Source organism: Janthinobacterium psychrotolerans, from assembly GCF_001677885.1.
In the GTDB taxonomy this organism is placed as follows: domain Bacteria; phylum Pseudomonadota; class Gammaproteobacteria; order Burkholderiales; family Burkholderiaceae_D; genus Janthinobacterium; species Janthinobacterium psychrotolerans.
This window is the reverse complement of record NZ_LOCQ01000047.1, coordinates 70515-95093: the sequence shown is the minus strand read 5'-3', so window position 1 is coordinate 95093 and position 24579 is coordinate 70515. Positions and strand designations below refer to the sequence as shown.

At 64.2% G+C, this 24579-nt stretch carries 22 protein-coding genes; 10 read left to right on the top strand and 12 right to left on the bottom strand.

What is annotated here, in order from left to right:
* Positions 1-29 precede the first annotated feature (29 nt).
* Both ASR47_RS06670 and ASR47_RS06665 read left to right on the top strand, forming a co-directional pair.
* Positions 30-602 carry a sigma-70 family RNA polymerase sigma factor gene (locus tag ASR47_RS06670; protein ID WP_245714277.1) on the top strand — a complete coding sequence of 191 codons (573 nt, stop codon included), beginning with the start codon at positions 30-32 and terminating at the stop codon, positions 600-602.
* Positions 599-1228: a hypothetical protein gene (locus ASR47_RS06665; protein ID WP_065306971.1), complete on the top strand. Its 630-nt coding sequence runs from the start codon at positions 599-601 to the stop codon at positions 1226-1228. Before ASR47_RS06670 ends, ASR47_RS06665 begins: the two co-directional genes overlap by 4 nt.
* 99 nt (positions 1229-1327) lie before the next feature.
* On the opposite strand, the gene ASR47_RS06660 is transcribed toward ASR47_RS06665, so the two are convergent.
* Positions 1328-2476: an MFS transporter gene (locus ASR47_RS06660; RefSeq protein ID WP_065306970.1), complete on the bottom strand. Its 1149-nt coding sequence runs from the start codon at positions 2474-2476 to the stop codon at positions 1328-1330.
* Between the two features lie 179 nt (positions 2477-2655).
* On the opposite strand from ASR47_RS06660, the gene ASR47_RS06655 reads away from it, so the two are divergent.
* The 7 genes from ASR47_RS06655 (at position 2656) to ASR47_RS06625 (ending at position 10906) form a co-directional block, all read left to right on the top strand.
* Positions 2656-3423, top strand: a complete 768-nt coding sequence (locus ASR47_RS06655; RefSeq protein WP_065306969.1) for a gamma-glutamyl-gamma-aminobutyrate hydrolase family protein — start codon at positions 2656-2658, stop codon at positions 3421-3423.
* Positions 3424-3489: 66 nt separating this feature from the next.
* Positions 3490-4860 carry a glutamine synthetase family protein gene (locus ASR47_RS06650; RefSeq protein ID WP_035822563.1) on the top strand — a complete coding sequence of 457 codons (1371 nt, stop codon included), beginning with the start codon at positions 3490-3492 and terminating at the stop codon, positions 4858-4860.
* Between the two features lie 10 nt (positions 4861-4870).
* Positions 4871-6334: an aspartate aminotransferase family protein gene (locus tag ASR47_RS06645; protein WP_065306968.1), complete on the top strand. Its 1464-nt coding sequence runs from the start codon at positions 4871-4873 to the stop codon at positions 6332-6334.
* A 128-nt stretch (positions 6335-6462) separates the two neighbouring features.
* Positions 6463-7611: an ABC transporter ATP-binding protein gene (locus ASR47_RS06640; protein ID WP_065306967.1), complete on the top strand. Its 1149-nt coding sequence runs from the start codon at positions 6463-6465 to the stop codon at positions 7609-7611.
* 8 nt (positions 7612-7619) lie between these two features.
* Positions 7620-8549, top strand: coding sequence for an ABC transporter permease subunit (locus ASR47_RS06635; RefSeq protein WP_065306966.1), 930 nt, complete (start codon positions 7620-7622; stop codon positions 8547-8549).
* Positions 8546-9397: an ABC transporter permease gene (locus ASR47_RS06630; RefSeq protein ID WP_065306965.1), complete on the top strand. Its 852-nt coding sequence runs from the start codon at positions 8546-8548 to the stop codon at positions 9395-9397. Before ASR47_RS06635 ends, ASR47_RS06630 begins: the two co-directional genes overlap by 4 nt.
* A gap of 30 nt (positions 9398-9427) precedes the next feature.
* The gene (locus ASR47_RS06625) at positions 9428-10906 is read left to right on the top strand and encodes an aldehyde dehydrogenase (protein WP_065306964.1); all 1479 of its coding nucleotides are present in this window, start codon (positions 9428-9430) and stop codon (positions 10904-10906) included.
* 85 nt (positions 10907-10991) lie between these two features.
* Here the strand turns inward: ASR47_RS06625 and panB are convergent, their stop codons facing one another.
* The 5 genes from panB to hda form a co-directional block, all read right to left on the bottom strand.
* Positions 10992-11873 carry a 3-methyl-2-oxobutanoate hydroxymethyltransferase gene (panB, locus tag ASR47_RS06620; protein ID WP_171898905.1) on the bottom strand — a complete coding sequence of 294 codons (882 nt, stop codon included), beginning with the start codon at positions 11871-11873 and terminating at the stop codon, positions 10992-10994.
* A 96-nt stretch (positions 11874-11969) separates the two neighbouring features.
* On the bottom strand, positions 11970-12449 hold the full coding sequence (gene folK, locus ASR47_RS06615; protein WP_065306963.1) for a 2-amino-4-hydroxy-6-hydroxymethyldihydropteridine diphosphokinase: 480 nt from the start codon (positions 12447-12449) through the stop codon (positions 11970-11972).
* A 6-nt stretch (positions 12450-12455) separates the two neighbouring features.
* Positions 12456-13823: a polynucleotide adenylyltransferase PcnB gene (gene pcnB / locus ASR47_RS06610; protein WP_065306962.1), complete on the bottom strand. Its 1368-nt coding sequence runs from the start codon at positions 13821-13823 to the stop codon at positions 12456-12458.
* Entirely contained in the window at positions 13816-14487 is a 672-nt protein-coding gene (locus ASR47_RS06605; RefSeq protein ID WP_065307009.1) for a histidinol-phosphatase, read from the bottom strand. The genes pcnB and ASR47_RS06605 overlap by 8 nt, the downstream gene beginning before the upstream one ends.
* On the bottom strand, positions 14487-15155 hold the full coding sequence (gene hda, locus ASR47_RS06600) for a DnaA regulatory inactivator Hda (protein ID WP_065306961.1): 669 nt from the start codon (positions 15153-15155) through the stop codon (positions 14487-14489). Before hda ends, ASR47_RS06605 begins: the two co-directional genes overlap by 1 nt.
* Before the next feature lie 358 nt (positions 15156-15513).
* Here hda and purM point away from each other — a divergent pair, with 358 nt between their 5' ends.
* Positions 15514-16557 (top strand): phosphoribosylformylglycinamidine cyclo-ligase, encoded by a 1044-nt coding sequence (gene purM, locus ASR47_RS06595; protein WP_065306960.1) that lies wholly within the window; start codon positions 15514-15516, stop codon positions 16555-16557.
* A 70-nt stretch (positions 16558-16627) separates the two neighbouring features.
* Here the strand turns inward: purM and ASR47_RS06590 are convergent, their stop codons facing one another.
* The 6 genes from ASR47_RS06590 to ASR47_RS06565 form a co-directional block, all read right to left on the bottom strand.
* Complete coding sequence (locus ASR47_RS06590; protein WP_065306959.1) at positions 16628-17842, bottom strand: 6-phosphofructokinase; 1215 nt, start codon at positions 17840-17842, stop codon at positions 16628-16630.
* Positions 17843-17875: 33 nt separating this feature from the next.
* Positions 17876-19906: an alpha/beta hydrolase family protein gene (locus ASR47_RS06585; RefSeq protein ID WP_082988774.1), complete on the bottom strand. Its 2031-nt coding sequence runs from the start codon at positions 19904-19906 to the stop codon at positions 17876-17878.
* Between the two features lie 76 nt (positions 19907-19982).
* Positions 19983-22031, bottom strand: coding sequence for a sodium:solute symporter family protein (locus tag ASR47_RS06580; RefSeq protein WP_065306958.1), 2049 nt, complete (start codon positions 22029-22031; stop codon positions 19983-19985).
* A complete protein-coding gene (locus ASR47_RS06575) occupies positions 22028-22330 on the bottom strand; it encodes a DUF4212 domain-containing protein (RefSeq protein ID WP_065306957.1) in 303 nt (100 codons plus the stop codon). Before ASR47_RS06575 ends, ASR47_RS06580 begins: the two co-directional genes overlap by 4 nt.
* Positions 22323-23861 (bottom strand): sensor histidine kinase, encoded by a 1539-nt coding sequence (locus ASR47_RS06570; RefSeq protein WP_065306956.1) that lies wholly within the window; start codon positions 23859-23861, stop codon positions 22323-22325. The genes ASR47_RS06575 and ASR47_RS06570 overlap by 8 nt, the downstream gene beginning before the upstream one ends.
* Entirely contained in the window at positions 23858-24565 is a 708-nt protein-coding gene (locus ASR47_RS06565) for a response regulator (protein WP_065306955.1), read from the bottom strand. Before ASR47_RS06565 ends, ASR47_RS06570 begins: the two co-directional genes overlap by 4 nt.
* Positions 24566-24579: the final 14 nt, after the last annotated feature.

The window sequence follows — 24579 nt, the reverse complement described above, 5'->3', positions numbered from 1 at the left end:
CGCCGCCGGCTTCGGCTACACTGGTCCGCATGGCCGACACCTTACCGAACGACACCGATGAAGAGCTGATGCTGCGCTATGGCGGCGGCGACCTGCCGGCATTTCGCGAACTGTACCGGCGCCATCGCGAGGGCCTGTACCGTTTCGTGGCCTGGCGCTCGCCGCGCCGCGCCTGGGTCGACGAGATCGTGCAGGATGCCTGGGCCGGCCTGCATGCGGCGCGCGCCAGCTACCAGCCGCAGGCGGCGTTTCGCACCTGGCTGTACCAACTGGCGCGCAACCGGCTGATCGACATCCTGCGCCAGAAAGAAGCGCTGTGGCTGGGTCCTGAAGTGGCGGCCGAAGCACCCGGCGACGACGCCTCGCCGCAGCAGTCGTTCGAACAGAAGCAGCAGCACGCGCTGCTGCACGCGGCCATCGCGCTGCTGCCGGCGGAACAGAAGGAAGCGCTGGTGCTGCAGCAGTTCAGCGCCATGAGCATTGCCGAGATTGCCGTGGTGACGGGGACCGAAGCGGAAACCGTGAAAAGCCGGCTGCGCTACGCGATGCAGAAATTGCGCGCGCAGCTAGACGCGGCCAGCGGCAAAGGAGTACGAGCATGAATCCCGACCATCAAGACGAAGAATTGACCGCGCTGCTGGCAGCCTTGCCGCAGCCGTCGCCGTCCGCCGAACTCGATGCGGCCATCCTGGCGGATGCCGAACAGGCATTGGTGACGCCCGTGGCCAAACCGCTGGCCGCGAACGACAGCGGTGATGGCGTGGTACGCACGCTGCCGGCAAAAAAAACCACCGACTACCTGACGCGCTGGCGCCTTCCGCTGGGCCTGGCCGCCGCCGTGCTGCTGACGTTTAATCTGGTCGGTGGTGACTTCTTCGGCCACAAGCAGGCCACATACCCGGTGGTCGGCGAACCGCTCGATCCGCCCGTGGCGACGTCGGTCGCGCCATCGGCCGACCAGATGGAATCAAAAGCCGAACCTTCGGGCACGGTGCGTCCGGCACCATCGGTGCGCCGCGCGATGACGCTGCCACCACCACCGGCGCCTTCAGCTGCCGAGCCGATGCCGGCGCCGCCGAAACTCGACGCGTCCGTCTGGCTGGTCAAGATCGACGGCCTGCTGAAAGCGGGCCAGAAGCCGGCCGCGCAGCAGGAGTGGGCGGCCTTCAAACAGGCATATCCCGACTATCCGGTGGAAAAACAGCTGCAACAGAAGCTGGAACCGTAGGTCGGGTTAGCGCGCAAGCGCGTAACCCGACAACATTGTTGGCTTGGGCCGGTGGTGGTGTCGGATTACGCGGCGAAGCCGCTAATCCGACCTACGTGTTTAAATTCCCCTGCGTTTTTCCCACACGGCGCTGCCGACAAATACGGCGGCGCAAACCCACATCACGACCGGCAGGGCATTTACGCCCACCGACTGCATCAGCACGCCCGTCAGCAGCGGGCCGCCGCCGCTGGTCACGCCCCAGGTGGCGTTAACGATGGCGCTGGCGCTGGTCAGTGGCAGCCCCGTAAAGCGCTCGCCGCAGGCCACCAGCGCCAGCATGTAGATGCCGCCGGCGGCCGCACCCAGCAGCAATACCGTCCACCACAGCCACGGGGTATGCACCGCGAAGGGCAGCAGCGGCAGCAGCAGGCAGACGGCCACGCCGCAGCCGGCATGCACCCTGGCGCGGCCATAGCGGTCGGCCATCCAGCCCAGCGCAAACTGCAAGCCCGTGTCGCCTACCAGCACCACCGTGGCCGACAGCAGCGCCAGTTCGGTGCTGATGCCATGGCGCATGGCATACAGCGGCAGCAGGCTTAACGCCAGCGTGTCGAACAGGGCAAAGAAAGCAGCGCCCAGCACGATCATCGGCATGCGCGGCAGGATCAAGGTCCATTTCACGCCGGGCGCGTTAGCTTCCTCGGCGTCTTGTTCCGGACCGCTGTTCGAGATCAGCATCAGCCCGGGCAGGGCCAGCAAAAACAACAGGCCGCAGGCGGCAAAGCTCCAGGCAATCTTGTGGTTGAAGGCAGCCACCAGGGCCGGGCCGATCAGCTGGAAAAACGTGAAGCTGGTGGTGTACATGGCCACCACCTTGCCGCGCGAATCGGCAGGTGCGAGGCGGTTGACCCAGGCTTCGCCGATGGTAAACAGCACGCCCATGGCGCCGCCGAACACAAAGCGCAGCACGCTCCAGGCCAGCAGGCTGTCGGTACACTGCATGGCGATGGTGGCCAGCGACGCGGCCCAGACGGCGCCCAGCATGGTGGCGCGCGCGCCGTAGCGGCCTACCGCCCGCGAGACGAAGGGCGAGGCGGCCAGGATGCCCAGCGCGCTGACGGCCGTGATCATGCCGATCACGTCGGTGCCCACGCCGCGCCCGTCCAGCGTGAGGGCGGTCAGCGGCATGGTCGCGCCCAGGCCCAGGCCGACCACGCCGATGCTCACCACCAGGGCGAAAAAGTCACGCCAGGCCATGCTTTTCATGGCAGACTTACCAGGACAGGCATTTGATCAATTCACTTGGAGCAATAACGAGGGTCGCAGTGTAGCCGTTGCCGCCAATTTGATCACGCTGTTGTTCGTCTTCATGCAATAACCATTAGTGTGGCAGTTTGGCAACTCCATCCTGTAGAGTAGGGCTGTCACGCTACCGAGAGCCAGCCATGTATCGTCCCATCGTCCTCGTTCCGGCCTGCCACCGCCAGCTTGGCAGCCACGCCTACCACACGGCGCAGGATAAATACCTGCACGCCGTGGTTGCGGCGGCCGGCTGCATGCCGCTGCTGTTGCCGGCCCTGGGCCAGGACGCCGACCTGGAGGCGGCGCTGCGCATCGCCGATGGCGTGCTGCTGACCGGCTCGGCCTCGAATGTCGATGCGCGCCTGTATGGGCAGGAGATTGCCTTCCCCGAACTGCCGCAGGATACGGCGCGCGACGCCACCACCTTGCCCTTGATCCGCGCCGCGCTGGCGCGCCAGCTACCGCTCTTTGCGATATGCCGCGGCTGCCAGGAAGTCAATGTGGCGCTTGGCGGCAGCCTGCACCAGGCCGTGCATGCGGTGCCCGGCATGCTGGACCACCGTGAAAACATCAACGATCCATTGGCGCGCCAGTACGGCCCGGCGCACCGCATCCGCCTGACACCGGGCGCGCTGCTGTCGCGCATATTGGGTGGCGAGAGCGAGATGATGGTCAATTCCCTGCACGGCCAGGGCATCGCCCGCCTGGCCGACGGCCTGCTGGTTGAAGCGCTGGCCGACGACGGCCTGGTGGAGGCGTATACGGTGGCGGCCATGCCCGGCTTTGCGCTGGGCGTGCAGTGGCACCCGGAATGGCAGGTGGAAGACAACCCGCAGTCGATGCGGCTGTTCGAGGCCTTCGGCCAGGCCTGCCGCGAATACCAGCACACGCATCATGGATACACAGAATGACCTTCAGTAACTAGCGCGCCGCAGCGGTGATGGGCGGCGCTTGATCAAGACCAGCGAGAGGACAAGATGGCGATACGCGAGAACTTCACTTATACCGACATGGACCTGTGGCTCAACGAGAAGCGGGTCACGGAAATCGAATGCCTGGTACCCGACCTGACCGGTGTCGCGCGCGGCAAGATCCTGCCGCGCGGAAAATTCACCCAGGAGCGCGGCATGCGCATTCCGGAAGCGGTACTGGGCATGACGGTGACGGGCAATTACCCGGTCGACGACGGCGGCTATGACCGCGCCATCTCCAGCACCGACCGCGACATGATTCTAAAGGCCGATCCGACCACCATCACCATGGTGCCGTGGGCCACCGACCCGACCGCGCAGGTGATCCACGACTGCTATTTTGCCGATGGCGCGCTGGTCGATTTCGCGCCGCGCTCGGTGCTGCGCCGCGTATTGAAACTGTATGCCGACAAGGGCTGGAAGCCGGTGGTCGCGCCGGAACTCGAGTTCTACCTGACGGCGAAAAACACCGATCCCGACCTGCCCTTGAAACCGCCGATCGGGCGCAGTGGCCGCGCCGAGACCAGCCGCCAGGTCTACAGCATCGACGCCGTCAACGAATTCGATCCGCTGTTCGAGGATATCTACGACTACTGCGAACTGATGAATCTCGACGTCGATACCTTGATCCACGAGATCGGCGCCGGCCAGATGGAAATCAACTTCCTGCATGGCGACCCGCTGGGCCTGGCCGACAAGGTGTTCTTCTTCAAGCGCACCTTGCGCGAAGCGGCGCTCAAGCACGACATGTACGCCACCTTCATGGCCAAGCCGATGGCCGGCGAACCCGGTTCGGCCATGCATGTGCACCAGAGCGTGGTCGATGCGAAAACCGGCCTGAACATCTTCAGCAACGAAGACGGTTCGGCCGCGCCGATCTTCAAGCACTACATCGCCGGGCTGCAGCGCTATATGCCGTCGGCGATGGCGATCGTCGCGCCGTACGTCAATTCCTACCGCCGCATCGTGCGCCATACGGCCGCCCCGATCAACATCCAATGGGGCCTCGACAACCGCACCGTGGGCTTTCGCGTGCCCGAGTCGGGGGTGCAGGACCGCCGCGTGGAAAACCGCATTATCGGCGCCGACGCCAACCCCTACCTGGCGCTGGCCGTCACCCTGGCCTGCGGCTACCTGGGCATGACGGAGCAGCTCGAAGCGACGCCGATGATGGTCGGCAGCGCCTACGACATGAAGTTCGAGCTGCCGCAAGGCCTGCCCGAGGCGCTGCAGCTGCTGCGCGCCGAAGACAAACTGCGCACGGTGCTCGGCGAGCGCTTCATCGACGTGTATGCGGCCATCAAGGACCTGGAACACCAGGAATTCATGACCGTCATCAGCCCTTGGGAACGCGAACACTTGTTACTGCACGTATAAAGGATCATCCATGATTACAAACAACAACAATCCGCTGGCGCCAAGCGCCGCGCTGGTCGCCTCCGTGGCGCAGAAAAACGCCGCGCCGCAGGTGTACGACACGGCCGCCATCCAGAAAGCCGACTCGGCCCACTACCTGCATCCGTTTACCGATTTCCAGGACCTGGCCTCGAAAGGCGCGCGCGTGATGGTGCGCGGCGAGGGCGTCTATCTGTGGGACAGCCAGGGCAAGAAAATCGTCGACGGCATGTCGGGCCTGTGGTGCGTCAACGTGGGCTACGGCCGCACCTCGATCTCGCAAGCGGTCTACCGGCAGATGGAAACGCTGCCCTTCTATAACAGCTTCTTTGGCACCACCAATGTGCCGGCGGTGCAGCTGGCGGCCAAGCTGGCGCAAATATCGCCGCCGCAGTTCCAGCATGTGTTCTTTACCAGCTCCGGCTCGGAAGCGAACGACACCAATCTGCGCATGGTGCGCCGCTACTGGGACCTGCTCGGCTACAAGGAGCGCCACACCATCATCAGCCGCCACAATGCCTATCACGGCAGCACGGTGGCCGGCGCCTCGCTCGGCGGCATGGATGGCATGCACGCCCAGGGCGGCCTGCCGATTCCCGGCATCGTGCATATCGGCCAGCCCAATTACCTGGAAGCGGGCCACGGCCTCACACCCGAGGAATTCGGCCTGAAGGCGGCCGGCTGGCTGGAAGAAAAAATCCTCGAGGTGGGGCCGGACAAGGTGGCGGCATTCATCGGCGAACCGGTGCAGGGCGCCGGCGGCGTGATCATTCCGCCGTCGACCTACTGGCCTGAAATACAGCGTATCTGCGACAAGTACGGCATCTTGCTGATCGCCGATGAAGTGATCTGCGGCTTTGGCCGCCTGGGCCGCTGGTTCGGCTCCGAACTGTTCGGCATCAGGCCCGACCTGATCACCTTTGCCAAGGGCGTCACCTCGGGCTACGTGCCGCTGGGCGGCGTGATGGTCGGCGAGCGCGTGGCGAAAGTGTTGATCGAGCAGGGAGGCGAATTCACCCACGGCTACACCTATTCGGGCCACCCGGTGGCGTGCGCGGCGGCGCTGGAAAATATCCGCATCATCGAAGAAGAGGGACTGGTGAACAAGGTGGCGGAAGACACCGGGCCATACCTGAAGCAGCGTTTCGCCAGCCTGGGCGAGCATCCGCTGGTCGGCTACGCCGACAGCTGTGGCCTGGTGGCCGGGTTAAATCTGGTGCGCAAGAAGGGCGCCACCGTGCACGAAAACGAGCTGTTCGACGAAGAGCAGGGCGTGGGCATGATCTGCCGCGGCCATATGTTCGACAACGGCGTGATCATGCGCGCCGTGGGCGAACGCATGATCGTCGCCCCGCCGCTGGTGATGACGCGCGCGCAGATCGACGAGATGACCGATCTGATACGCCTGTGCCTGGACAAGACCCATGCCGATGTGAAGGCCAAGGGCTGGGTGTAGGATTTACACCAAAATCAAGGCGGTTCCTGCATTTTTTGGACCGCTTTGTCAGCAGTTCCGCTAAACTCCCACTCTGGCCGCTCCTGCGGCCAGTTTTTCATTGCCCACTCCATCCCAAGCTACCAACCATGACGATAGCAACATCTGCCGCGTCGGCCAGTGACGCCCAAGCGCCTTTCCTGCTGATAGACCAACTGGTCAAGGAATTCGATGGCGTGCGCGCTGTCAATGATATTTCCGTGACCATCAACCAGGGCGAAATCTTCGCCCTGCTGGGCAGTTCGGGCTGCGGCAAGTCCACCCTGCTGCGCATGCTGGCCGGGTTCGAGACGCCGACCTCGGGCCGCATCCTGCTGGGCGGCAACAGCATCGTCGAGGTGCCGCCGCATCAGCGGCCGATCAACATGATGTTCCAGTCGTATGCGCTGTTTCCGCATCTGTCGGTGTGGGACAATATCGCGTTTGGTTTGCGCCGCGATGGCCTGCCGAAGGCGGAAGTGGCGGCCCGGGTCGAGCAGATGCTGGCGCTGGTGCAGCTGGGGCAGTATGCCAAACGCAAGCCGCATCAATTGTCCGGCGGCCAGCAGCAGCGCGTGGCGCTGGCGCGCAGCCTGGCCAAGCGGCCGCAGTTGCTGCTGCTCGATGAACCGCTCGGTGCGCTCGATAAAAAGCTGCGCGAGCGCACGCAGATGGAACTGGTCAATATCATCGAACAGGTGGGTGTGACCTGCGTGATGGTGACCCACGACCAGGACGAGGCGATGAGCATGGCCACGCGCATCGCCGTGATGAGCGAAGGGCGCATCCTGCAGGTGGGCGCGCCGGGCGACATCTATGAAACGCCGAACTGCCGTTTCGTGGCCGACTTTATCGGCAGCGTCAACCTGTTCGATGGCCACGTCACGCAGGACGAACCCGATCACGTGGTGGTCGATACGCCGGACGTGCGCCACTACGTGTCCCACGGCGTCACGGGCAACCTGGGCATGGAAGTGTCAGTGGCGGTGCGCCCCGAAAAAATCGGCATTCAGCTCGATGCGCCAGGCCTGGAAGAACGCGCCTCGGCGGCGGAACACGGCTACAACTGCGCCCAGGGCGCGATTGTCGCCATGGCCTATTTTGGCAATGAGACCAGCTACCATGTGCGCCTCGACAGCGGCGCGGTGGTGAAAGTGTCGCGCACCAACGCGGCCCGCCACGACGCCGCGCGCCTCGAGCGCGAGCAGCGCGTATGGGTCTGGTGGGATGGCGCCGACATCGTCGTGCTGACCAGCTGAAGGGACGTATGAGCGCCATCCTCCAATCGCTGCGCAAGTTGGTCACCCTGCGCTGGCTCACCGGCCGCAGCGCCGTGATCGCCGTGCCGTCGCTGTTTTTGACGGCCGCGTTCCTGATTCCCTTTTTGATCGTGCTGCGCATCAGCCTGTCCGACATGGACACGGCCGGCAGCCCCTTCGGCGGCCTGCTGTCGTATGTTGACGGCATCGTCGTGCTGAAGGTGAAAGTGGCCAACTACCTGTTTATCGCCGCCGATGAATTGTACTTGCTGACCTACCTCAGTTCCATCAAATATGCGGCGATCACCACCGCGATTTGCCTGTTCATCGGCTATCCGTTCGCCTATTTCATGGCGCGCGCCAAACCGAGCTTGCGGCCGATCCTGATGATGCTGGTGATGCTGCCGTTCTGGACTTCTTTTCTCCTGCGCGTGTATGCATGGAAGGGCATCCTGGCCAACCATGGCCTGCTCAATGACCTCCTGATCGCGCTGGGCGTCGTTCAGGAACCTTTGCCGATGATGAACACCTCGTTCTCGCTGGTGGTCGGCATGGTGTATGCGTACCTGCCGTTCATGATATTGCCGCTGTACGCCAACCTGGTCAAAATGGACCTGCGTTACCTGGAAGCGGCGGCCGACCTGGGCGCCACGCCTTTCCAGGCTTTCTGGCGCATTACCGTGCCGCTGTCGAAGTCGGGCATTATCGCCGGCGCCATGCTGGTGTTTATTCCCTCGGTGGGCGAATACGTGATTCCCGAGCTGCTCGGTGGCCCGGAAACCCTGATGATCGGCCGCGTGCTGTGGGACGAATACTTCACCAATAACGACTGGGCCATGGCCTCGTCGGTGACGGTGCTGGTGATCCTGCTGATCCTGGTGCCGATGGCGATTTTTAACAAGTACAAGACGGATCAACACACGGGAGAGAAAGCATGACCGGGCGTACCTTGTTGCAGCGCTGGTTCGGCCGCGGCTGGCTTTCGCTCGGCTATCTGTTCCTCTACCTGCCCATCATCGTGTTGATCGTGTTCTCGTTCAACAGCTCGCGCCAGGACATGGTGTGGACCGGCTTTTCGCTGCGCTGGTACCAGGAGTTGATGAGCGACTCCGAGATCATCGCCGGCTTTGGCCTGTCGCTGAAAATCGCCTTCATGTCGGCCACCTCGTCGGTGGTGCTGGGCACCTTTGCCGCCTTTGCGCTGGTCAATTACCAGCGCTTCAGGGGCCGCACCCTGTTCTCGTCCATGGTCAGCGCGCCGCTGGTGATGCCCGAGGTGATCATCGGCCTGTCCCTGCTGCTGATGCTGGTGTCCCTGCAAAAGGTATTCGGTTTTCCCGAGCGCGGGGTGTTCACCATCTGGCTGGGCCATACCCTGCTGGGCATGGCCTACGCGGCCGTGGTGGTGCAGTCGCGCCTGCAGGAGATGAGCAAGTCCCTGGCCGAGGCGGCGATGGACCTGGGCTGCCGCGCGCACCAGGTGTTTTTCCTGGTGACCCTGCCGAACATCACGCAGGCGCTGGCGTCCGCCTGGCTGCTCACCTTTACCCTGTCGCTGGACGACGTGGTGCTGTCGGCGTTTTTGTCCGGCCCCGGTTCGACCACCATGCCGCTGGTGATCTTTTCGCGCGCGCGGCTGGGCCTTGATCCGCGCGTCAATGCCATCGCCGCGCTGACGATACTGGTGGTGACCATCGCCGTGATCGTCTATGCGGTGATGCTGGCGCGCAGCGAGCGCCGGCGCCGGCGCCAGATGTCGGCTGCATATACGCGCGACCAGGAGTAAGCTGCTACCAAACCACCTCGGGAGATCACCATGAACTGGCATGCGCGTGCGGCGGAACTGACGATCGATGGAAGGGCGTTGATCAATGGCGAACGGGTGTGGGCGATTGCCGGCCTGCAGTTCGACAATCTGTCGCCGGTCGACGGCCGCCTGCTGGGCCAGGTGGCGCGCTGCGACAGCCTGGACGTCGATGTGGCCGTGCTGGCCGCGCGCGCCGCCTTCGACGACCGCCGCTGGGCTGGCAAGTCGCCGGCCCAGCGCAAGCGCGTGCTGATCAAGTTTGCCGACCTGGTGCAACAGAACGGCCCCGAGCTGGCGCTGCTTGAAACGCTGGACATGGGCAAACCAATCAAATACAGCCAGAGCGTGGACGTGGGCGCCACCGCCAACTGCCTGCGCTGGTATGGCGAAGCGATCGACAAAATCTACGATGAAATCGCGCCCACGCCGTCCGACAGCCTGGCGCTGATTCAGCGCGAACCGGTGGGCGTGGTGGCCGCCATCGTGCCGTGGAACTACCCGATGATCATGGCCGCCTGGAAGATCGCGCCGGCGCTGGCGGCCGGCAACAGCGTGATCCTGAAACCGTCCGAAAAATCTCCTCTCACAGCCTTGCGCCTGGCCGACCTGGGCCTGGAAGCGGGCCTGCCGCCGGGCGTATTGAATGTGCTGCCCGGCTACGGGATTGAAGCTGGCGCCGCGCTGGCGCTGCACATGGATATCGATTGCATCGGCTTTACGGGCTCGACCCGCACCGGCAAATTGATCGTGCAGATGGCGGGCCAGTCGAATCTGAAACGGGCCTGGACCGAGCTCGGTGGCAAGTCGGCCAATATCGTCTGCGCCGATTGCCCCGACCTCGACAAGGCGGTAGCGGCCGCCATCGGTTCGATCTTTTTCAACCAGGGCGAAAGCTGCAATGCGCCGTCGCGCCTGTTCGTGGAAGAGTCGATCAAGGCCGAATTCCTGGCCAAGGCGAAGGCGATGCTGCCGCAGTTCCAGCCCGGCGATCCGCTCGACGAGGCCACCGTCATGGGCGCCATCGTTGACGCCACGCAGATGCAGACGGTGATGGGCTATATCGCCAAGGGCAGGAGCGAGGGCGCGCAGCTGCTGGGCGGCGGCGAGGCGGCGCGGCTTGATACGGGTGGCTACTACGTGCAGCCGACCCTGTTCGATGGCGTGGACGCCAGCATGACGATCGCGCGCGAAGAGATCTTCGGGCCAGTATTGTCGGTGCTCGGTTTTACCGACATCGAAGAGGCGATCCGCCAGGCCAACGCCACGCCCTACGGCTTGCAGGCGGCCGTCTGGACGTCCGACATTGGCAAGGCGATTCGGACTTCACGCGCCCTGCGCGCCGGCACCGTGCACGTGAACCAGTATGACGGCGACGATATCACCGTGCCATTTGGCGGCTACAAGCAGTCGGGCAACGGGCGCGACAAATCCTTGCATGCGCTGGATAAATACACGGAGCTGAAGACGACGTGGATACAGGTGGGGTAGGTGATATGCTGTTTGAGGCTGGTGGTGGTTGTCGGGTTACGCTGCGCTAACCCGACCTACGCCCAACCTCTACTGAGTCAAGCTATCAGAAGCAGTGTTCCATCGCCGGAAAACTGCCATCCTTGACGGCTTTCACATAGCCGGTCACGGCTTCGTCGATGCTGGCCGCGCCTTCCATGAAGTTGCGCACGAAGCGCGCCTTGCGGCCCGGGAAGACGCCCAGCATGTCGTGCATCACCAGCACCTGGCCCGAGCAGTCGGGGCCGGCGCCGATGCCGATGGTCGGCACATGCAGCATCCCGGTCACTTCCTTGCCCAGCTGGGCCGGCATGGCTTCCATCAGCACGATGGCCGCGCCGGCGTTCTGCAGCGCCAGCGCGTCGTTTTTCAGCTGGTCGGCGCTTTCCGTGCTCTTGCCCTGCACCTTGTAGCCACCGAGCTGGTGCACCGATTGCGGCGTGAGGCCAATATGGGCGCAGATGGGGATGCCGCGCTCGGTCAAAAACCTGACCGTGTCAGCCAGCCAGGCGCCGCCTTCGATCTTGATCATGTGCGCGCCGGCCTGCATCAGGATCACGGCGTTGGCGTAGGCGGTTTCCACGGTGCCGTAGGCGCCGAACGGCAGGTCGGCCATCACCATGGCCGATTTGGCGCCGCGCGCCACCGACGCCGTGTGGTAGGCCAGTTCGGCCACCGTCACCGGCAGGGTGGAATTGTGGCCGTTGCAGACCATGCCGAGCGAATCGCCGATCAGCAAGATTTCGACGCCGCAGCGGTCCATCAGCGAGGCGAAGCTGGCGTCGTAGCAGGTCAGCATGGAGATCTTTTCACCGGCCGCGCGCAGGGTGGCCAGGGTATGGATGGTCACGGCCTTGCTGGCGACGCTCTTGGATGGCGCAGGGGCAGGCGCAGGCGTACCCGCCTGCTCTTTGGCGGCCAGATCGGTTCCTTGCAAATAAGCGGACATAAGTATTCTCTAAAGTGAAAGGGAGCAGCGCCGCTAGTGTAGACCTTTATAGGTCGGCGTGCAGGGGCGGCATTGTAGAGCATGGCCCCGCTGCGGTCACAATTTGCTGATGGCCTGGCCGGCAACCGCTGCGAGATAATCGCTGGCCGCGCCTTTGCCCGGCACGCTGATCGCCGGCGCCAGCGCCAGCAGCGGCACCAGCACAAAGGCGCGTTCGGTCATGCGCGGATGCGGTACCGTCAGGGTGGCGCTGGCGATCTGTTCCTCGCCGTACAGCAGCAGGTCCAGGTCGAGGGTGCGCGGCGCGTTGCGGTAGGGCCGCTCGCGCCCGTGCGCCGCTTCGATGCTGTGCAGCGCCTGCAGCAGTTCCTCGGCCGGCAAGGCGGTAGCGATGCGCGCCACCGCATTGATATAGTCGTCGCCGCTGGCATCGATGGGCGCCGTGCGGTAGCTGGGCGAGGCGTCGACCAGGCTGGCGCCGGGCAGGCGCGCCAGGCGCGCGATGGCCTCAAGCACATTCGCACGCGCGTCACCGAGGTTGGCGCCGATGCCGATGTAGGCGGTCACTATCGCCATGGCGTGTTATTGCTCGCCAGTGCTGCCGGTGACCGTGCCACCGCTCTTGCTGCGGGTGCTGCGCCGTGGCGGGCGTTTTTTCTTGACGGCGCCCGGTGCGGCGCTGGCGCTGGCCAGCAGCGCTTCGCGCGTCTCTTCGTCGCCTTCGTAGAACGCGGTCCACCACTCGCCGATCTCGGACTCGATCTCGCCCGAGGCGCAGCGCAGCAGCAGGAAGTCGTAGCCGGCGCGGAAGCGCAAATGCTCGAGCAGTTTGTGCGGCGCCTTGCCAACCCGGCGCTCGAAGCGCGGCTGCATCGACCAGATGTCGCGCATGTCCGAGCCGATCTTGCGCTGCAGCGCCAGTTTTTCCGTTTGCGAATCGAGCACGTCGTCGGCCGCCAGGTGCAGCGCGGGGATGGTCGACTCGCCGGCGGCGCGGTAGGCGGTCCATTTTTCCAGTACCTGGTGCCACAGCAGGGAAGCGAACAAAAAGCCCGGCGAGACTGTCTTGCCGGCGGCGATGCGGGCATCGGTGGCGTCCAGCGCCAGGGTGACGAATTTGGCGCCCAGCGGCTGCTCCAGCACCACGTCGAGCAGCGGCAGCAGGCCATGATGCAGGCCTTCCTTGCGCAGCTGCTGCAAACAGGCCAGCGCATGGCCGCTCATCAGCAATTTGAGCATTTCGTCGAACACGCGCGGCGCCGGCACATTGTTGATCAATGGCGCCATCACGGCGATCGGTTCGGCCGTATGCGGCTCGATCGTGAATTTGAGCTTTGCTGCAAAGCGCACCACGCGCAGCATGCGCACCGGGTCTTCGCGGTAGCGCTCTTCGGGCTTGCCGATCATGCGCAGGGTTTGCGCGCGGATATCTTCCACGCCGCCGTGGTAGTCCAGCACTTCCTGCGTGGCCGGGTTGTAGTACATGGCGTTGATGGTGAAGTCGCGGCGCAGTGCGTCTTCGTGCTGCAGGCCGAAGGTGTTGTCGCGCAGCACGCGGCCATGTTCATCTTTCGGCGCCGAATCGGCGCCGGCGCCGCGGAAGGTCGTCACTTCCAGCAGGTCCTGGCCGAACATCACATGCACGATCTGGAAGCGCTTGCCGATGATAAAGGCGCGCCGGAACAAACGCTTGACCTGTTCCGGCGTGGCGTTGGTGGCGATGTCGAAGTCTTTCGGTTTCACGCCCAGCAGCAAATCGCGCACCGCGCCGCCCACCACGAACGCTTCAAAGCCCGCTTCCTGCAGGCTGCTGGTGACGCGGATGGCGTTCGAGGTCACCAGTTTCGGATCGATTCCGTGTTGCGCGGGACCGAGCACGGTCGCTACCGTGGTGTCGCGCGCTGCCTCTTTTTTAACGCCGAGGATCTTGCGGATGAATTTTTTAATCATTGAATAAGTGGAGTGATGGCCAGCCGTGGAGGGATGCGTGTGCGCTCAAGGCCGCGTTGGGGTTGGTCGCGACCGGGTGGGTGACGACCGACAGCAGGGGGATGTCGTTGTGCGAATCGCTGTAGAAATAGCTGCGTTCGAACTGGCCCAGTTGCTTGCCCAGCTTTTCCAGCCAGGCGTGGGTGTGGGTCAGCTTGCCGGCGCCCAGGGTCGGCGTGCCGACCAGCTTGCCCGTGACGTTGCCGTCGGCATCGTATTCGGGCATGGCGGCGATCAGGTGTTCCACGCCCAGGGCGGCGGCGATCGGCTTGGTGACGAACTGGTTGGTGGCCGTGACGATGGCCACCAGGTCGCCCGCATCGTGGTGCTGTTTCAGCAGCGCGACGACTTCGGGGCGGATCGCCGGCAGCACCACTTCGGCCATGAACTGCGCATGCAGTTCGTCGAGGCGGGCGCGCGGGAACAGCGCCAGGTTACCCAGCGAAAACTCCAGGTATTCCACCGCGTCCAGGGTACCGGCCTGGTACTGGGCAAAAAAACCGTCATTGCGGCGGGTAAATTCGGTGGCGTCCACTACGCCGCTGCGTACCAGAAATTCGCCCCACTCGTGATCGGAGTCGATGGGCAGCAGGGTATGGTCGAGGTCAAACAGGGCCAGATTCATCATTCTTTCGCTTCCGCCTGCAACAACTCGCGCAACAAGGGCAAGGTGATCGGGCGTTGGGTTTCAAGGGAGTAGAGGTCGAGTGAGTCCAGCATCGTCGACAGCGAACGCATGTCGCGCCGGAAATGGGACAGCAGATAGGGTAACACGCCGGGCGACAAGGTCAAGCCGCGGGTGGTGGCCGCTTGTGTCAGGGCGGCAATTTTTTCATCGTCGGTCAGGCCGTGGATCTGGTAGATCAGGCCCCACCCCATGCGCGTGCGCAAGTCTTCGCGCACCGGCAGCACGGCCGGCGGCACGGCGCCGCTGCACACCATATAGGCCCGGTTGGCGCGGATTTCATTGAACAGGGCAAAGGCGTCGATCTGCGCCAGCGGCGAGAGTTTTTCGCAGTCGTCGAGCAGATACAGGTCGACCTCGGGGGAATAGGCGAATTCGGACTCGATCGAGAACGGCGAAATATAGCGCGCGCGCTCGGTGCTGGCCAGGGCCTTGAGCAGATGGCTCTTGCCGGCGGCCAGCTCGCCCCACAGGTAGGCAAAATGCTCGCGCGAGGTGCGCGCGGCGAACTGGCGCATCAGCTGCGCCACTTCGGCATTCTGTCCCACCTCGAAGGTATCGAGGCTGTGCGCCTGGTCTGTGCCGAGATCGAGCACCAGTTGTTTCATGGCGTACGCCTTGTCCTGTTTTTCATTACTGCGTATGCGTCGTCGCTGTTATTGGATTGGCATGATGGATAATTATATTCAAGCATTATAGAAGCTGCCGGACCGCTAGTGGCGTCTTACATGCGTGAAAGCGGCCATCCGTAGCAGCGACGGCAGTGAAGTTTCCGATTTTGCGTTAAAAAAAGGCAGTTAATTACAAACTCGGGGGGCAGTTTGATAAAATAGCGGCTTGATCGACCGAATCGACCGGCTGGCGCGCCGCTCGCACAAGGGTTGCAACCCTTGCCGTGCAGGCGTGCTGATGGTGATCCGCCTTGTATTCCGCCTTCTATTTTACCGCCTCCGCTGCCACCACACCATGAACCAGACTTCTAATGTTTCCCTTTCCTACCGTGACGCTGGCGTCGATATCGACGCAGGCGACGCTTTAGTCGAAGCAATCAAGCCTTACGCCAAGCGCACCATGCGCGAAGGCGTGATGGGCGGCCTGGGCGGTTTTGGCGCCATGTTTGAAATCAGCAAGAAGTACAAGGAACCGGTGCTGGTCTCGGGCACCGACGGCGTGGGCACCAAATTGCGCCTGGCGTTCGAACTGAACCGCCACGACACGGTCGGCATCGACCTGGTCGCCATGAGCGTCAACGATATCCTGGTGCAAGGCGCCGAGCCGCTGTTCTTCCTCGACTATTTTGCCTGCGGCAAGCTTGACGTGGCGATTGCCACCGACGTCATCAAGGGTATCGCCCAGGGTTGCGAACAAGCTGGCTGCGCGCTGATCGGCGGCGAAACGGCGGAAATGCCGAGCATGTACCCGGCCGGCGAATACGACCTGGCAGGTTTTGCCGTCGGCGCCGTGGAAAAAGCCAACATCATCGACGGCACCAAAATCGCCCCGGGCGACGTGGTGCTGGGCCTGGCCTCGTCGGGCGTGCACTCGAACGGTTACTCGCTGGTGCGCAAGATCATCGAAGTGGCTAAACCGGACCTGGAAGGCGACTTCCACGGCCGCAAACTGGCCGACGTGCTGATGCAGCCGACGCGCATCTACGTCAAGCCGCTGCTGGCGCTGATGGCCTCGATGGAAGTCAAAGGCATGGTGCACATCACCGGCGGCGGCCTGGTGGAGAATATTCCACGCGTGCTGCAGCCTGGCCTGGTCGCCGAGCTCGATTCGAAAGCGTGGACCATGCCACCGCTGTTTACCTGGCTGCAGCAGCACGGCGGCGTGGCCGACGCCGAAATGCACCGCGTGTTCAACTGCGGCATCGGCATGACGGTGATCGTGTCGAAAGAAAACGCCGCCGCCGCCATCGCGCAACTGGAAGAAGCGGGCGAAATCGTCTACACCATCGGTAAAATCCGCGCCCGTAACGGCGATGAGCATCAGACCATCGTGATCTGAGTTTTACCGCGTTACGAAAAAAGCAGGGCTTGTCCTTTACAAGCGCCTGCTTTTTTTACGCCCGCTTCATTTACGGCTTGAGGATTTTCGCTACCCTGGCGCAGCGCAGCCGGAACGCATCGGGCATTTTCGAGCCCAGCAGCGGACGCAGATACAGGCGGAAGGCGTCCGTCACATCGGTGCCGCTGTCGCTGATAAAGGCGTCGTCCATGGTGCGCGTCTTGCCGGCCACGTCCGTCAACGGCAGCAGCTCGTAGTCGACCGAGTAATAACCGGTGCGCTTGATGGCGACCGAGCCGTCGCGGTCGCCCCACATGGCGTATTGCACGGCTTTTTCGCCCACCTCGCGCGCTTCGCGCTGGTCGACGTCGGACACGCAGCCGATGAACGAGCGCTGCAGGTAGCCGAAGGTGTCGCCGCGCACGCGCTTGATGCCGAGCTTGGCCTTGATCTCGCCGCACAGCAGGTCGGCCAGGGCGCCGGTGCCCGACAACTGCACATTGCCGTGGTCATCGCGTTCCACCTCCTTGGCCAGCAGGCTGGCGATCGGCTCGCCCGAGGCGTCGTGGATGCCTTCGGAGACGGCGATCACGCAGCGGCCATGTTGCTCATAAACGGCTTTGACGTCGGCCAGAAACTGTTCCAGTACAAACGTGCGTTCCGGCACGTAAATCAGGTGCGGCCCGTCGTCGGGAAATTTTTTCCCCAGCGCCGCGGCGGCCGTCAGAAAGCCCGCATGGCGGCCCATGACGACGCCCACGTAGACGCCGGGCAGGGCGGCATTGTCGAGATTGGCGCCGGCAAACGCCTGCGCGACAAAGCGCGCGGCCGACGGAAAGCCCGGTGTATGGTCGCTGCCGACCAGGTCGTTGTCGATGGTTTTCGGGATATGGATGCAGCGCAGCGGGTAGCCGGCCTTGTGCGCTTCCTCGCTGACGATGCGCACCGTGTCGGACGAATCGTTGCCGCCGATATAAAAGAAGTGTTCGATCTCGTGCGCGCGCAGCACCTCGAAAATTTTCTGGCAATAGGCGATATCGGGCTTGTCGCGGGTGGAGCCGAGCGCCGACGAGGGCGTGGCGGCCACCAGTTCGAGGTTGTGGCTGGTTTCCTGCGTCAGGTCGATAAAGTCTTCATTGATGATGCCGCGCACGCCATGCAGCGCGCCGTAGACGCGCGTGACGTGCTGGAAGCGCCGCGATTCGAGCACCACGCCCACCAGCGACTGGTTGATGACGGCGGTGGGGCCACCACCTTGCGCAACAAGAATTTTTCCGGATGGCATAGAATCTCCTGGCAGGGAACACGGCCCTCCAGCCTACTCCTTTTTCGCCGCCGCGCCGGGTTTTCCGATATGGCGCTCGAGGAAGCGCTCGGCCCGCGACCAGAAATCGATGCGGTTTTTCGGCAGCGACCAGCCGTGGCCTTCTTCCTCGTAGACCACCCATTCGACCTGCGGGTTATGCTGCTTCACGGCCGCGTAAAACTGCTTGCCGTGATACAGCGGCACGCGCTTGTCGAGCGCGCCATAGGCCAGCAGCAGCGGCTGGGTGATGCGCGCGGCCTGGGCGATCGGTGAGGTGGCCTTGAACTGGGCCGCGTCCCGGACCGGGTCGCCGATCAGCTCGGGCATGCCGTACTGTTTCCAGTCGCCGCTCATGTCCGAGGCAAAGCTCCAGTGGCCGGTATAGAGCAGGCCGATATCGGTGACGCCGACCAGGTCGATGCCGCAGCGGTACAGGTGCGTATCGTTGACCAGCCCCATCAGGGCCGCATAGCCGCCATAGCTGCCGCCGGCGATGCAGATGCGCTCGCTGTCCGCCACACCCTGGGCAATCGCCCAGCGCGCGCCATCGGCGATATCGTCCTGCATTTTCAGGCCCCATTGCTTCCAGCCCGCATGAAAATGCTTGCTGCCGAAACCGGTGCTGCCGCGAAATTCCGGTTCCAGCACGGCGTAGCCGCGCGAGGCCAGGAACTGCACTTCGCTGTCCCACTGCCAGGACGCGCCGCGCACATATGGGCCGCCATGCACCATCACCACCAGCGGCAGGTTTTTGCCGCCGCTGCTGACGGGCACCGTCAGCCAGGCCGGGATAGGCAAACCGTCGCGCGCCGGGTAATGCACCAGCTTTTGCTTGCTCATCTGCGCCGCCTGGATGTGCGGCATGGAGGCGCCGATGGCGGTCAACTGCCCGGTTTCGCTGTTGAGCAGGGAAAAAGTGACCGGCTGCACGTCGGCATACGAGGCCACCACCATGAACGGCGTGGCCGCCTTCGGCGCCGTCGAGATCAGGTTGACGGTCTGCGGCAGCGCCGCATCGATGCCGGCCTGGGTGGCGGCCATGGCCTGGTCGAACCAGCGCGTGCCGCGCCGCTCGGCCAGGTAGCGCAGGCCCAGCAGCTTGCCCTTGCCGACGATCAGGCTGCCGCTGAAATCATAGCCGGGCAGCGCCATCACGGGCGTTGCATCGATGCGGTTGGCGGCCAGGTCCCAGGCGTACAGATTGAGCGTGTCGCTACCGATGCGGGCGCTGACATACAGGGTGCCGTCGGGGCCGAAGGCGAGCGGCGTGAACGCGTCCTTCCCCTTCAGATAGGCGTCGAATTGCGCCAGCTGGCGCCAGGCGCCGCTGGCCGGATCGCGGTACAGGATGGTCTCGACATTGCGCACCCTGGTGACGGCGATGCGCGGCTCGCCATCCTGGTCCAGCAGCCAGCGCCGCACCTTGCCCGGCGGCGCCACGGCCGTGCTGCGGCCGGTGACGGTGTCCAGGCGCAGCAGGGCCGTGTAGTCGACTTCGCGGGTGGCCGTGTAGACGGTGCTGCGCACATAAATCACATTGGAATCCTGCGCGCCGCGCTGGCCGGTCAGCCAGGTATGCCAGGGCAGCGGCTTGTAGACCGAGGTCGACAAGTTGGGCGCGAAACCGCGCTCGGCCAGCTGGCGAAAATCGCCGCCGTCGCGGTTGACGGCGTACAGGCCGGGCGCATAGCGCTGCTCGCCGGGCGCCGTCTGGTAGTCGCGCGTGGTGAGCACCAGGCGCTCGGGATTGACCCATTCCACTTCGCCCACGTCAACGTCATCGAACTGCGCCACCACCTTGATGCCGTGATCGAGCAGATTGACCACCGCCAGGCGCTTGCGTCCGTTCGGTCCCAGCACCAGCACGGCCAGGTGGCGCGCATCGGGCGATAGCTGCACTTCGCTGAACTCGGGGTTGGCAAAGAAGTCGGCGATCGGCGGTGGATGGGCGCCACTGCCTTGCCCGCTTGCCCCGGCTGCCGGCGCCATGGCAAGCAGGCACAGGCTGGCAAAGAACGTCACGCATGCGTGCTGGATCGACATATTGCCTTTTTAAAATTAACAGAAAGAAATATATTATCATTAAGATAAATATAATTCCACTGCAACTTGTGCCGTCCTATTCCGGCGCGCGGATATGGTCGACCAGCCCCGTGCTGCGCCGGCCCGGCACCGGTGTCAGCAGGCTGACCAGCACGGCGGTGGCCAGGCCGGCCGGCATGCCGAAAATGCCGGCGGCGATCGGCGCGATATGGAACCACTGGCCGGCCGGGCCGCCACCGAGCATGGGGCTGGTCTGCAGCATGTAGTACAGGCACACGCCAAAGCCGGCCAGCATGCCGGCCACGGCGCCATGGTGGTTGGCGCGTTTCCAGAACACCCCCAGCACCAGCGCCGGGAACAGGCTCGAGGCGGCCAGCGAAAAGGCGATGCCGACCAGGGATAGAATATCGGCCGGCTTCTGCGAGGCCGCATAGGCGGCGATAAAGGCCACCGCCAGCAGCAGCAATTTTGAAATCGTCACGCGCTTTTGCGTCGAGGCCGTCGGGTCGACCACCTTGTAATAGATGTCGTGCGACAGGCCGTTGGAAATGGCCAGCAGCAAGCCGTCCGCCGTCGACAGCGCGGCGGCCAGGCCGCCGGCCGCCACCAGGCCCGAGATCACGTAGGGCAGACCGGCGATCTCGGGCGTGGCCAGCACCAGCACGTCGGCGTCGATGGCGATTTCGGCCAGTTGCACCACGCCGTCGCGGTTGACGTCGACGATGCTGATCAGGGGGCTGAGCTTGTCGACATTGGCCCAGTACGAGACCCAGGTCGGCAGGTGCGCATACTGGGTGCCGACCAGGGCCGAATAGATATCGTATTTGACCAGCACCGCCAGCGCCGGTATCGTCAGGTAAATGAGCAAAATAAAAAACAGGGTCCAGAATACCGAGACCCGGGTTTCGTGCACCGACGGCGTGGTGTACGAGCGCATCAGGATATGCGGCAGCGCGGCCGTGCCCAGCATCATGCAGAAGACGAGCGCCAGGAAATTGTTGCGCTTGATATCGGACTGGGCGCGGTCGGGCGCGGGAAACGGCTGGGCATGCGGCGTGATCGGCTCGGCCCGCTTCAAATTGAGCGCCAGCGCCGTCTGCCACAGGCTGCGCGCCTCTTCCGGGCTTTTCGGATAGGCGATCAGGGCGCGCTCGGCGCTGCGGATATCGAACAGCGAAGCGTTGCGCTTGCGCAGGATATCGAGCTGGCGCTGGGCCGCCAGCCGTCCCGCGTCCCACGAGGCGGGCAGGCCGTCCAGGTCGGCCTGGTAGTTGTGCGCGCGCTGGGCGTAGATGTCGCGCACTTCCTGCTCCTTCGGGTCCTGGTCCAGCACCTGTTCGCGTGCGCTCAGTTGCGTCAGGACCTTGCCGTAGGCGATCTGTGGCACGGGGTTGTCGGCGTGCTTGACCGACAGCCACATGGCGGGGATCAAAAAGGCGACGACGATGATGATGTACTGCGCCACTTGCGTCCAGGTAATGGCGCGCATGCCGCCCAGGAAAGAGCAGACCAGGATGCTGGCCAGGCCGAGGAAGATGCCGACCGAAAAATCGACGCCCGTGAAGCGCGAGGCGATCAGGCCGACCGCGTAGATCTGCGCCACCACATACGTGAACGACACCACGATGGTGGCGGCCACGGCCAGCACGCGCACCGGCGCGCCGCGGCCTTCACGTCCGCCGCCATAGCGCGCCGCCAGGAAATCGGGAATCGTGTACTGGCCGAACTTGCGCAGGTAGGGCGCGATCAGCAGCGACACCAGGCAATAGCCGCCGGTCCAGCCCATGATGAAGGCCAGGCCGTCGAAGCCGTTCAGGTACAGCCCGCCGGCCAGGCTGATGAAACTGGCCGCCGAGATCCAGTCGGCGGCGGTGGCCATGCCGTTGAACAGGGCCGGCACGCGCCGCCCGGCTACATAGTATTCGGTGACGTTCGAGGTGCGGCTGAGTACGCCGATGGTGGCGTACAGGGTGATGGTGGCGAACATGAACAGATAGCCGATCCAGACGCGCGACATGCCCTCCTGTTCCAGCATGGTCAGGGCCAGCAAAAAGGCGGCAAAGCCGGCCGAAAACAGCAAATAATAGCGCGCCAGGCGCTGGAACAAGGTGCGCGGCGCGCTCATGGCAATTCCTCCGCCTTGCACTGCTGGCATTGCTGGTCGAGCCGGCGCATGCGCCAGGCATAGCAGCCGAGGATGGCCAGGTAGACCAGCGAGGCGCCCTGGGCCGCCATATAGAACGGCAGCGGCCAGCCGAACAGCTGCAGATGCAGCAGTTCGCGTGCATAAAACACGGTCAAAAAGCCCGTCAGCAGCCATACCAGCAGCAGCGCCGCTGTCAGTCGCTGGGTGGCCTTCCAGTGCGCGGCGCGGCGCGCCAGCAGGGCGGGGCTTGGGGGGCTCGCCGGCCGGGTCTTATCCATAGCTGATCTCGTCCTCGAGCGTGGGCGGCGGCGGCAGCAGGGCGAACGTCAGGCGCAGCAGGGTGCCTGGCAACTTGGGCGTGTGCGCGCGCGGATTGTGAAAGATGTCGACCTCGGCGCCATGTTGCTGGGCAATTTCGCGCACGATGGCCAGGCCCAGGCCGCTGCCATCGACATTGCTGCCAAGAATGCGATAAAAGCGTTCGAACACGTGGACGCGCTCGGCCTGGGGAATGCCGGGGCCGGTATCCTCGACTTCCAGGATGGCCTGTTCCGGCGTGCCGCGCACGCGCACCGTCACGCTGCCGCCCAGCGGTGTATAGCGCAGCGCATTGTCGATCAGGTTGCCCAGCAGTTCGCGCAGCATCATCGGATTGCCTGAAATCATCACCGGCTCGGTCGCCTGTTCGAAGCCGAGATCGATGCGCTGCGCAAACGAGGCCTGCACCCAGTCGTGCACCACGGCGCGCGCCAGTTCGCTCAGTTCCAGCGGCACGAACGCCGTGCCCGCCTGCGGCTGGTTTTCCGCGCGCGCCAGGGCCAGCAGCTGGTTGACCAGCCGCGTCGCCGCTTCCGAGCTTTTCGCCAGCTGCAGCAGCGAGCGGTGGATCTCGTCCTGGTCGGTCTGGCGCAGGGCCAGTTCGGACTGCATGCGCATGCCGGCCAGCGGCGTTTTCATCTGGTGGGCGGCGTCGGCGATAAAGCGCTTTTGCATCTCGATCGACAAGGACAGCCGCGACAGCATGTCGTTGAGCGAGCCGACCAGCGGCGTGATTTCCTCGGGCACCTGGTCCGTATCGATCGGCGACAGATCGTCGGGCGGACGCGCCCGTATGCGCTCCTGCAGCTGCGCCAGCGGCGACAGGCCGCGCGACAGCGCAAACCACACCAGCGCCAGGATGACGGGCAGGATAATGAATTGCGGCAAGATCACGCCCTTGATGATTTCGTTGGCCAGCTGGGCCCGTTTTTCCAGGGTTTCGGCCACCTGCACCAGCGCGCGGCCATCGTCGTCGCCGGCGCCGTCGGGGGTGTCGATATACGAAAAGGCCACGCGCACCGGCGTGCCGTGCACGGCGTCATTGCGAAACAGCACCGCACCGCTACGGTAGCGGTCGGCATCCTGCGGCGGCGGCAGGTCGCGGTCGCCGGCCAGGTAGCGCCCCTGCTGGTCGAGCATCAGGTAATAGACGGCGTCGACATCGTCGCCGCGCAGCGTCTCGCGCGCGTTGCCGCCGGGGCGCGCCGGCAGTGCGCCGTTCGCTTGCGCACCATCGGCCAGCCTGAACTGCTGCACCAGCATGGTGACGTTGTCCCGCAGCGCATGGTCGAAAGGCTGGTTGGCGATGCCCTTGGCCACCAGGTAGGTGATGGCGATGCTCATCGGCCACAGCAGCAGCAGCGGCGCCAGCATCCAGTCGAGGATTTCGCCGAACAGCGAATGCTGGATGGTTTCATCCTGCTCGCTGGTGGGCGGTTCGTACCAGTCGTCTTCGGCCGGTTGGTCCGCTGGCGCGACACCCGGTTTCACTGGCCGGCGTCGCCGGCGTCGAGCGGCGCGCGCGCTTCCGTGTACTTTTCCAGGCAATAGCCGAGGCCGCGCACGGTGGCGATGCGCACGCCGCCGACCTCGATCTTCTTGCGCAGCCGGTGCACATAGACTTCGATGGCGTTGTTCGACACTTCCTCGCCCCATTCGCACAGGTGGTCGACCAGCTGCTCTTTCGAGACGAGACGGCCGGTGCGGCCAAGTAAAATTTCCAGCAGGCCCAGTTCGCGCGCCGACAGGTCGATCATCTGCTCGTTGATATACGCGCTTCGCCCCACCTGGTCATAGCTGAGCGGACCGTGCCTGATGACAGTGGCGCCGCCGCCGGCGCCGCGGCGGGTCAGGGCGCGCACTCTTGCCTCCAGTTCGGACAAGGCGAAGGGCTTGGCCATATAATCATCGGCACCGAGATCGAGGCCCTTGACCCGTTGCTCGATGGAATCGGCCGCCGTCAGTATCAGCACCGGCAGCAGGGACGCGCGCGCGCGCAGGCGGCGCAGCACTTCCAGGCCGCTCAGTTTGGGCAGGCCAAGATCAAGTATGAGCAGGTCGAATTCCTGGGTGGACAGGGCCGTATCGGCTTCCTGGCCATTCTTGACGCAGTCGATGGCATAGCCGGACTGGCGCAGCGAGCGGGTCAGCCCGTCGGCCAGCACGCTGTCATCTTCGGCAAGTAAAATACGCATGGCAGATTCCTAAG

Bases quoted from the DNA above. Each gene is read 5' to 3' on its own strand.
- ASR47_RS06580 (WP_065306958.1), bottom strand. From the start codon at position 22,031: ATGAGCGCGCCGCGCACCTTGTTCCAGCGCCTGGCGCGCTATTATTTG.
- ASR47_RS06605 (WP_065307009.1), bottom strand. From the start codon at position 14,487: ATGAATCTGGCCCTGTTTGACCTCGACCATACCCTGCTGCCCATCGAC.
- ASR47_RS06650 (WP_035822563.1), top strand. From the start codon at position 3,490: ATGGCGATACGCGAGAACTTCACTTATACCGACATGGACCTGTGGCTC.
- ASR47_RS06625 (WP_065306964.1), top strand. From the start codon at position 9,428: ATGAACTGGCATGCGCGTGCGGCGGAACTGACGATCGATGGAAGGGCG.
- ASR47_RS06670 (WP_245714277.1), top strand. From the start codon at position 30: ATGGCCGACACCTTACCGAACGACACCGATGAAGAGCTGATGCTGCGC.
- ASR47_RS06590 (WP_065306959.1), bottom strand. From the start codon at position 17,842: ATGCCATCCGGAAAAATTCTTGTTGCGCAAGGTGGTGGCCCCACCGCC.
- ASR47_RS06565 (WP_065306955.1), bottom strand. From the start codon at position 24,565: ATGCGTATTTTACTTGCCGAAGATGACAGCGTGCTGGCCGACGGGCTG.
- pcnB (WP_065306962.1), bottom strand. From the start codon at position 13,823: ATGATTAAAAAATTCATCCGCAAGATCCTCGGCGTTAAAAAAGAGGCA.
- ASR47_RS06655 (WP_065306969.1), top strand. From the start codon at position 2,656: ATGTATCGTCCCATCGTCCTCGTTCCGGCCTGCCACCGCCAGCTTGGC.
- ASR47_RS06640 (WP_065306967.1), top strand. From the start codon at position 6,463: ATGACGATAGCAACATCTGCCGCGTCGGCCAGTGACGCCCAAGCGCCT.
- ASR47_RS06585 (WP_082988774.1), bottom strand. From the start codon at position 19,906: ATGTCGATCCAGCACGCATGCGTGACGTTCTTTGCCAGCCTGTGCCTG.
- ASR47_RS06630 (WP_065306965.1), top strand. From the start codon at position 8,546: ATGACCGGGCGTACCTTGTTGCAGCGCTGGTTCGGCCGCGGCTGGCTT.
- ASR47_RS06645 (WP_065306968.1), top strand. From the start codon at position 4,871: ATGATTACAAACAACAACAATCCGCTGGCGCCAAGCGCCGCGCTGGTC.
- panB (WP_171898905.1), bottom strand. From the start codon at position 11,873: ATGTCCGCTTATTTGCAAGGAACCGATCTGGCCGCCAAAGAGCAGGCG.
- purM (WP_065306960.1), top strand. From the start codon at position 15,514: ATGAACCAGACTTCTAATGTTTCCCTTTCCTACCGTGACGCTGGCGTC.
- ASR47_RS06660 (WP_065306970.1), bottom strand. From the start codon at position 2,476: ATGAAAAGCATGGCCTGGCGTGACTTTTTCGCCCTGGTGGTGAGCATC.
- folK (WP_065306963.1), bottom strand. From the start codon at position 12,449: ATGGCGATAGTGACCGCCTACATCGGCATCGGCGCCAACCTCGGTGAC.
- hda (WP_065306961.1), bottom strand. From the start codon at position 15,155: ATGAAACAACTGGTGCTCGATCTCGGCACAGACCAGGCGCACAGCCTC.
- ASR47_RS06635 (WP_065306966.1), top strand. From the start codon at position 7,620: ATGAGCGCCATCCTCCAATCGCTGCGCAAGTTGGTCACCCTGCGCTGG.
- ASR47_RS06665 (WP_065306971.1), top strand. From the start codon at position 599: ATGAATCCCGACCATCAAGACGAAGAATTGACCGCGCTGCTGGCAGCC.
- ASR47_RS06575 (WP_065306957.1), bottom strand. From the start codon at position 22,330: ATGGATAAGACCCGGCCGGCGAGCCCCCCAAGCCCCGCCCTGCTGGCG.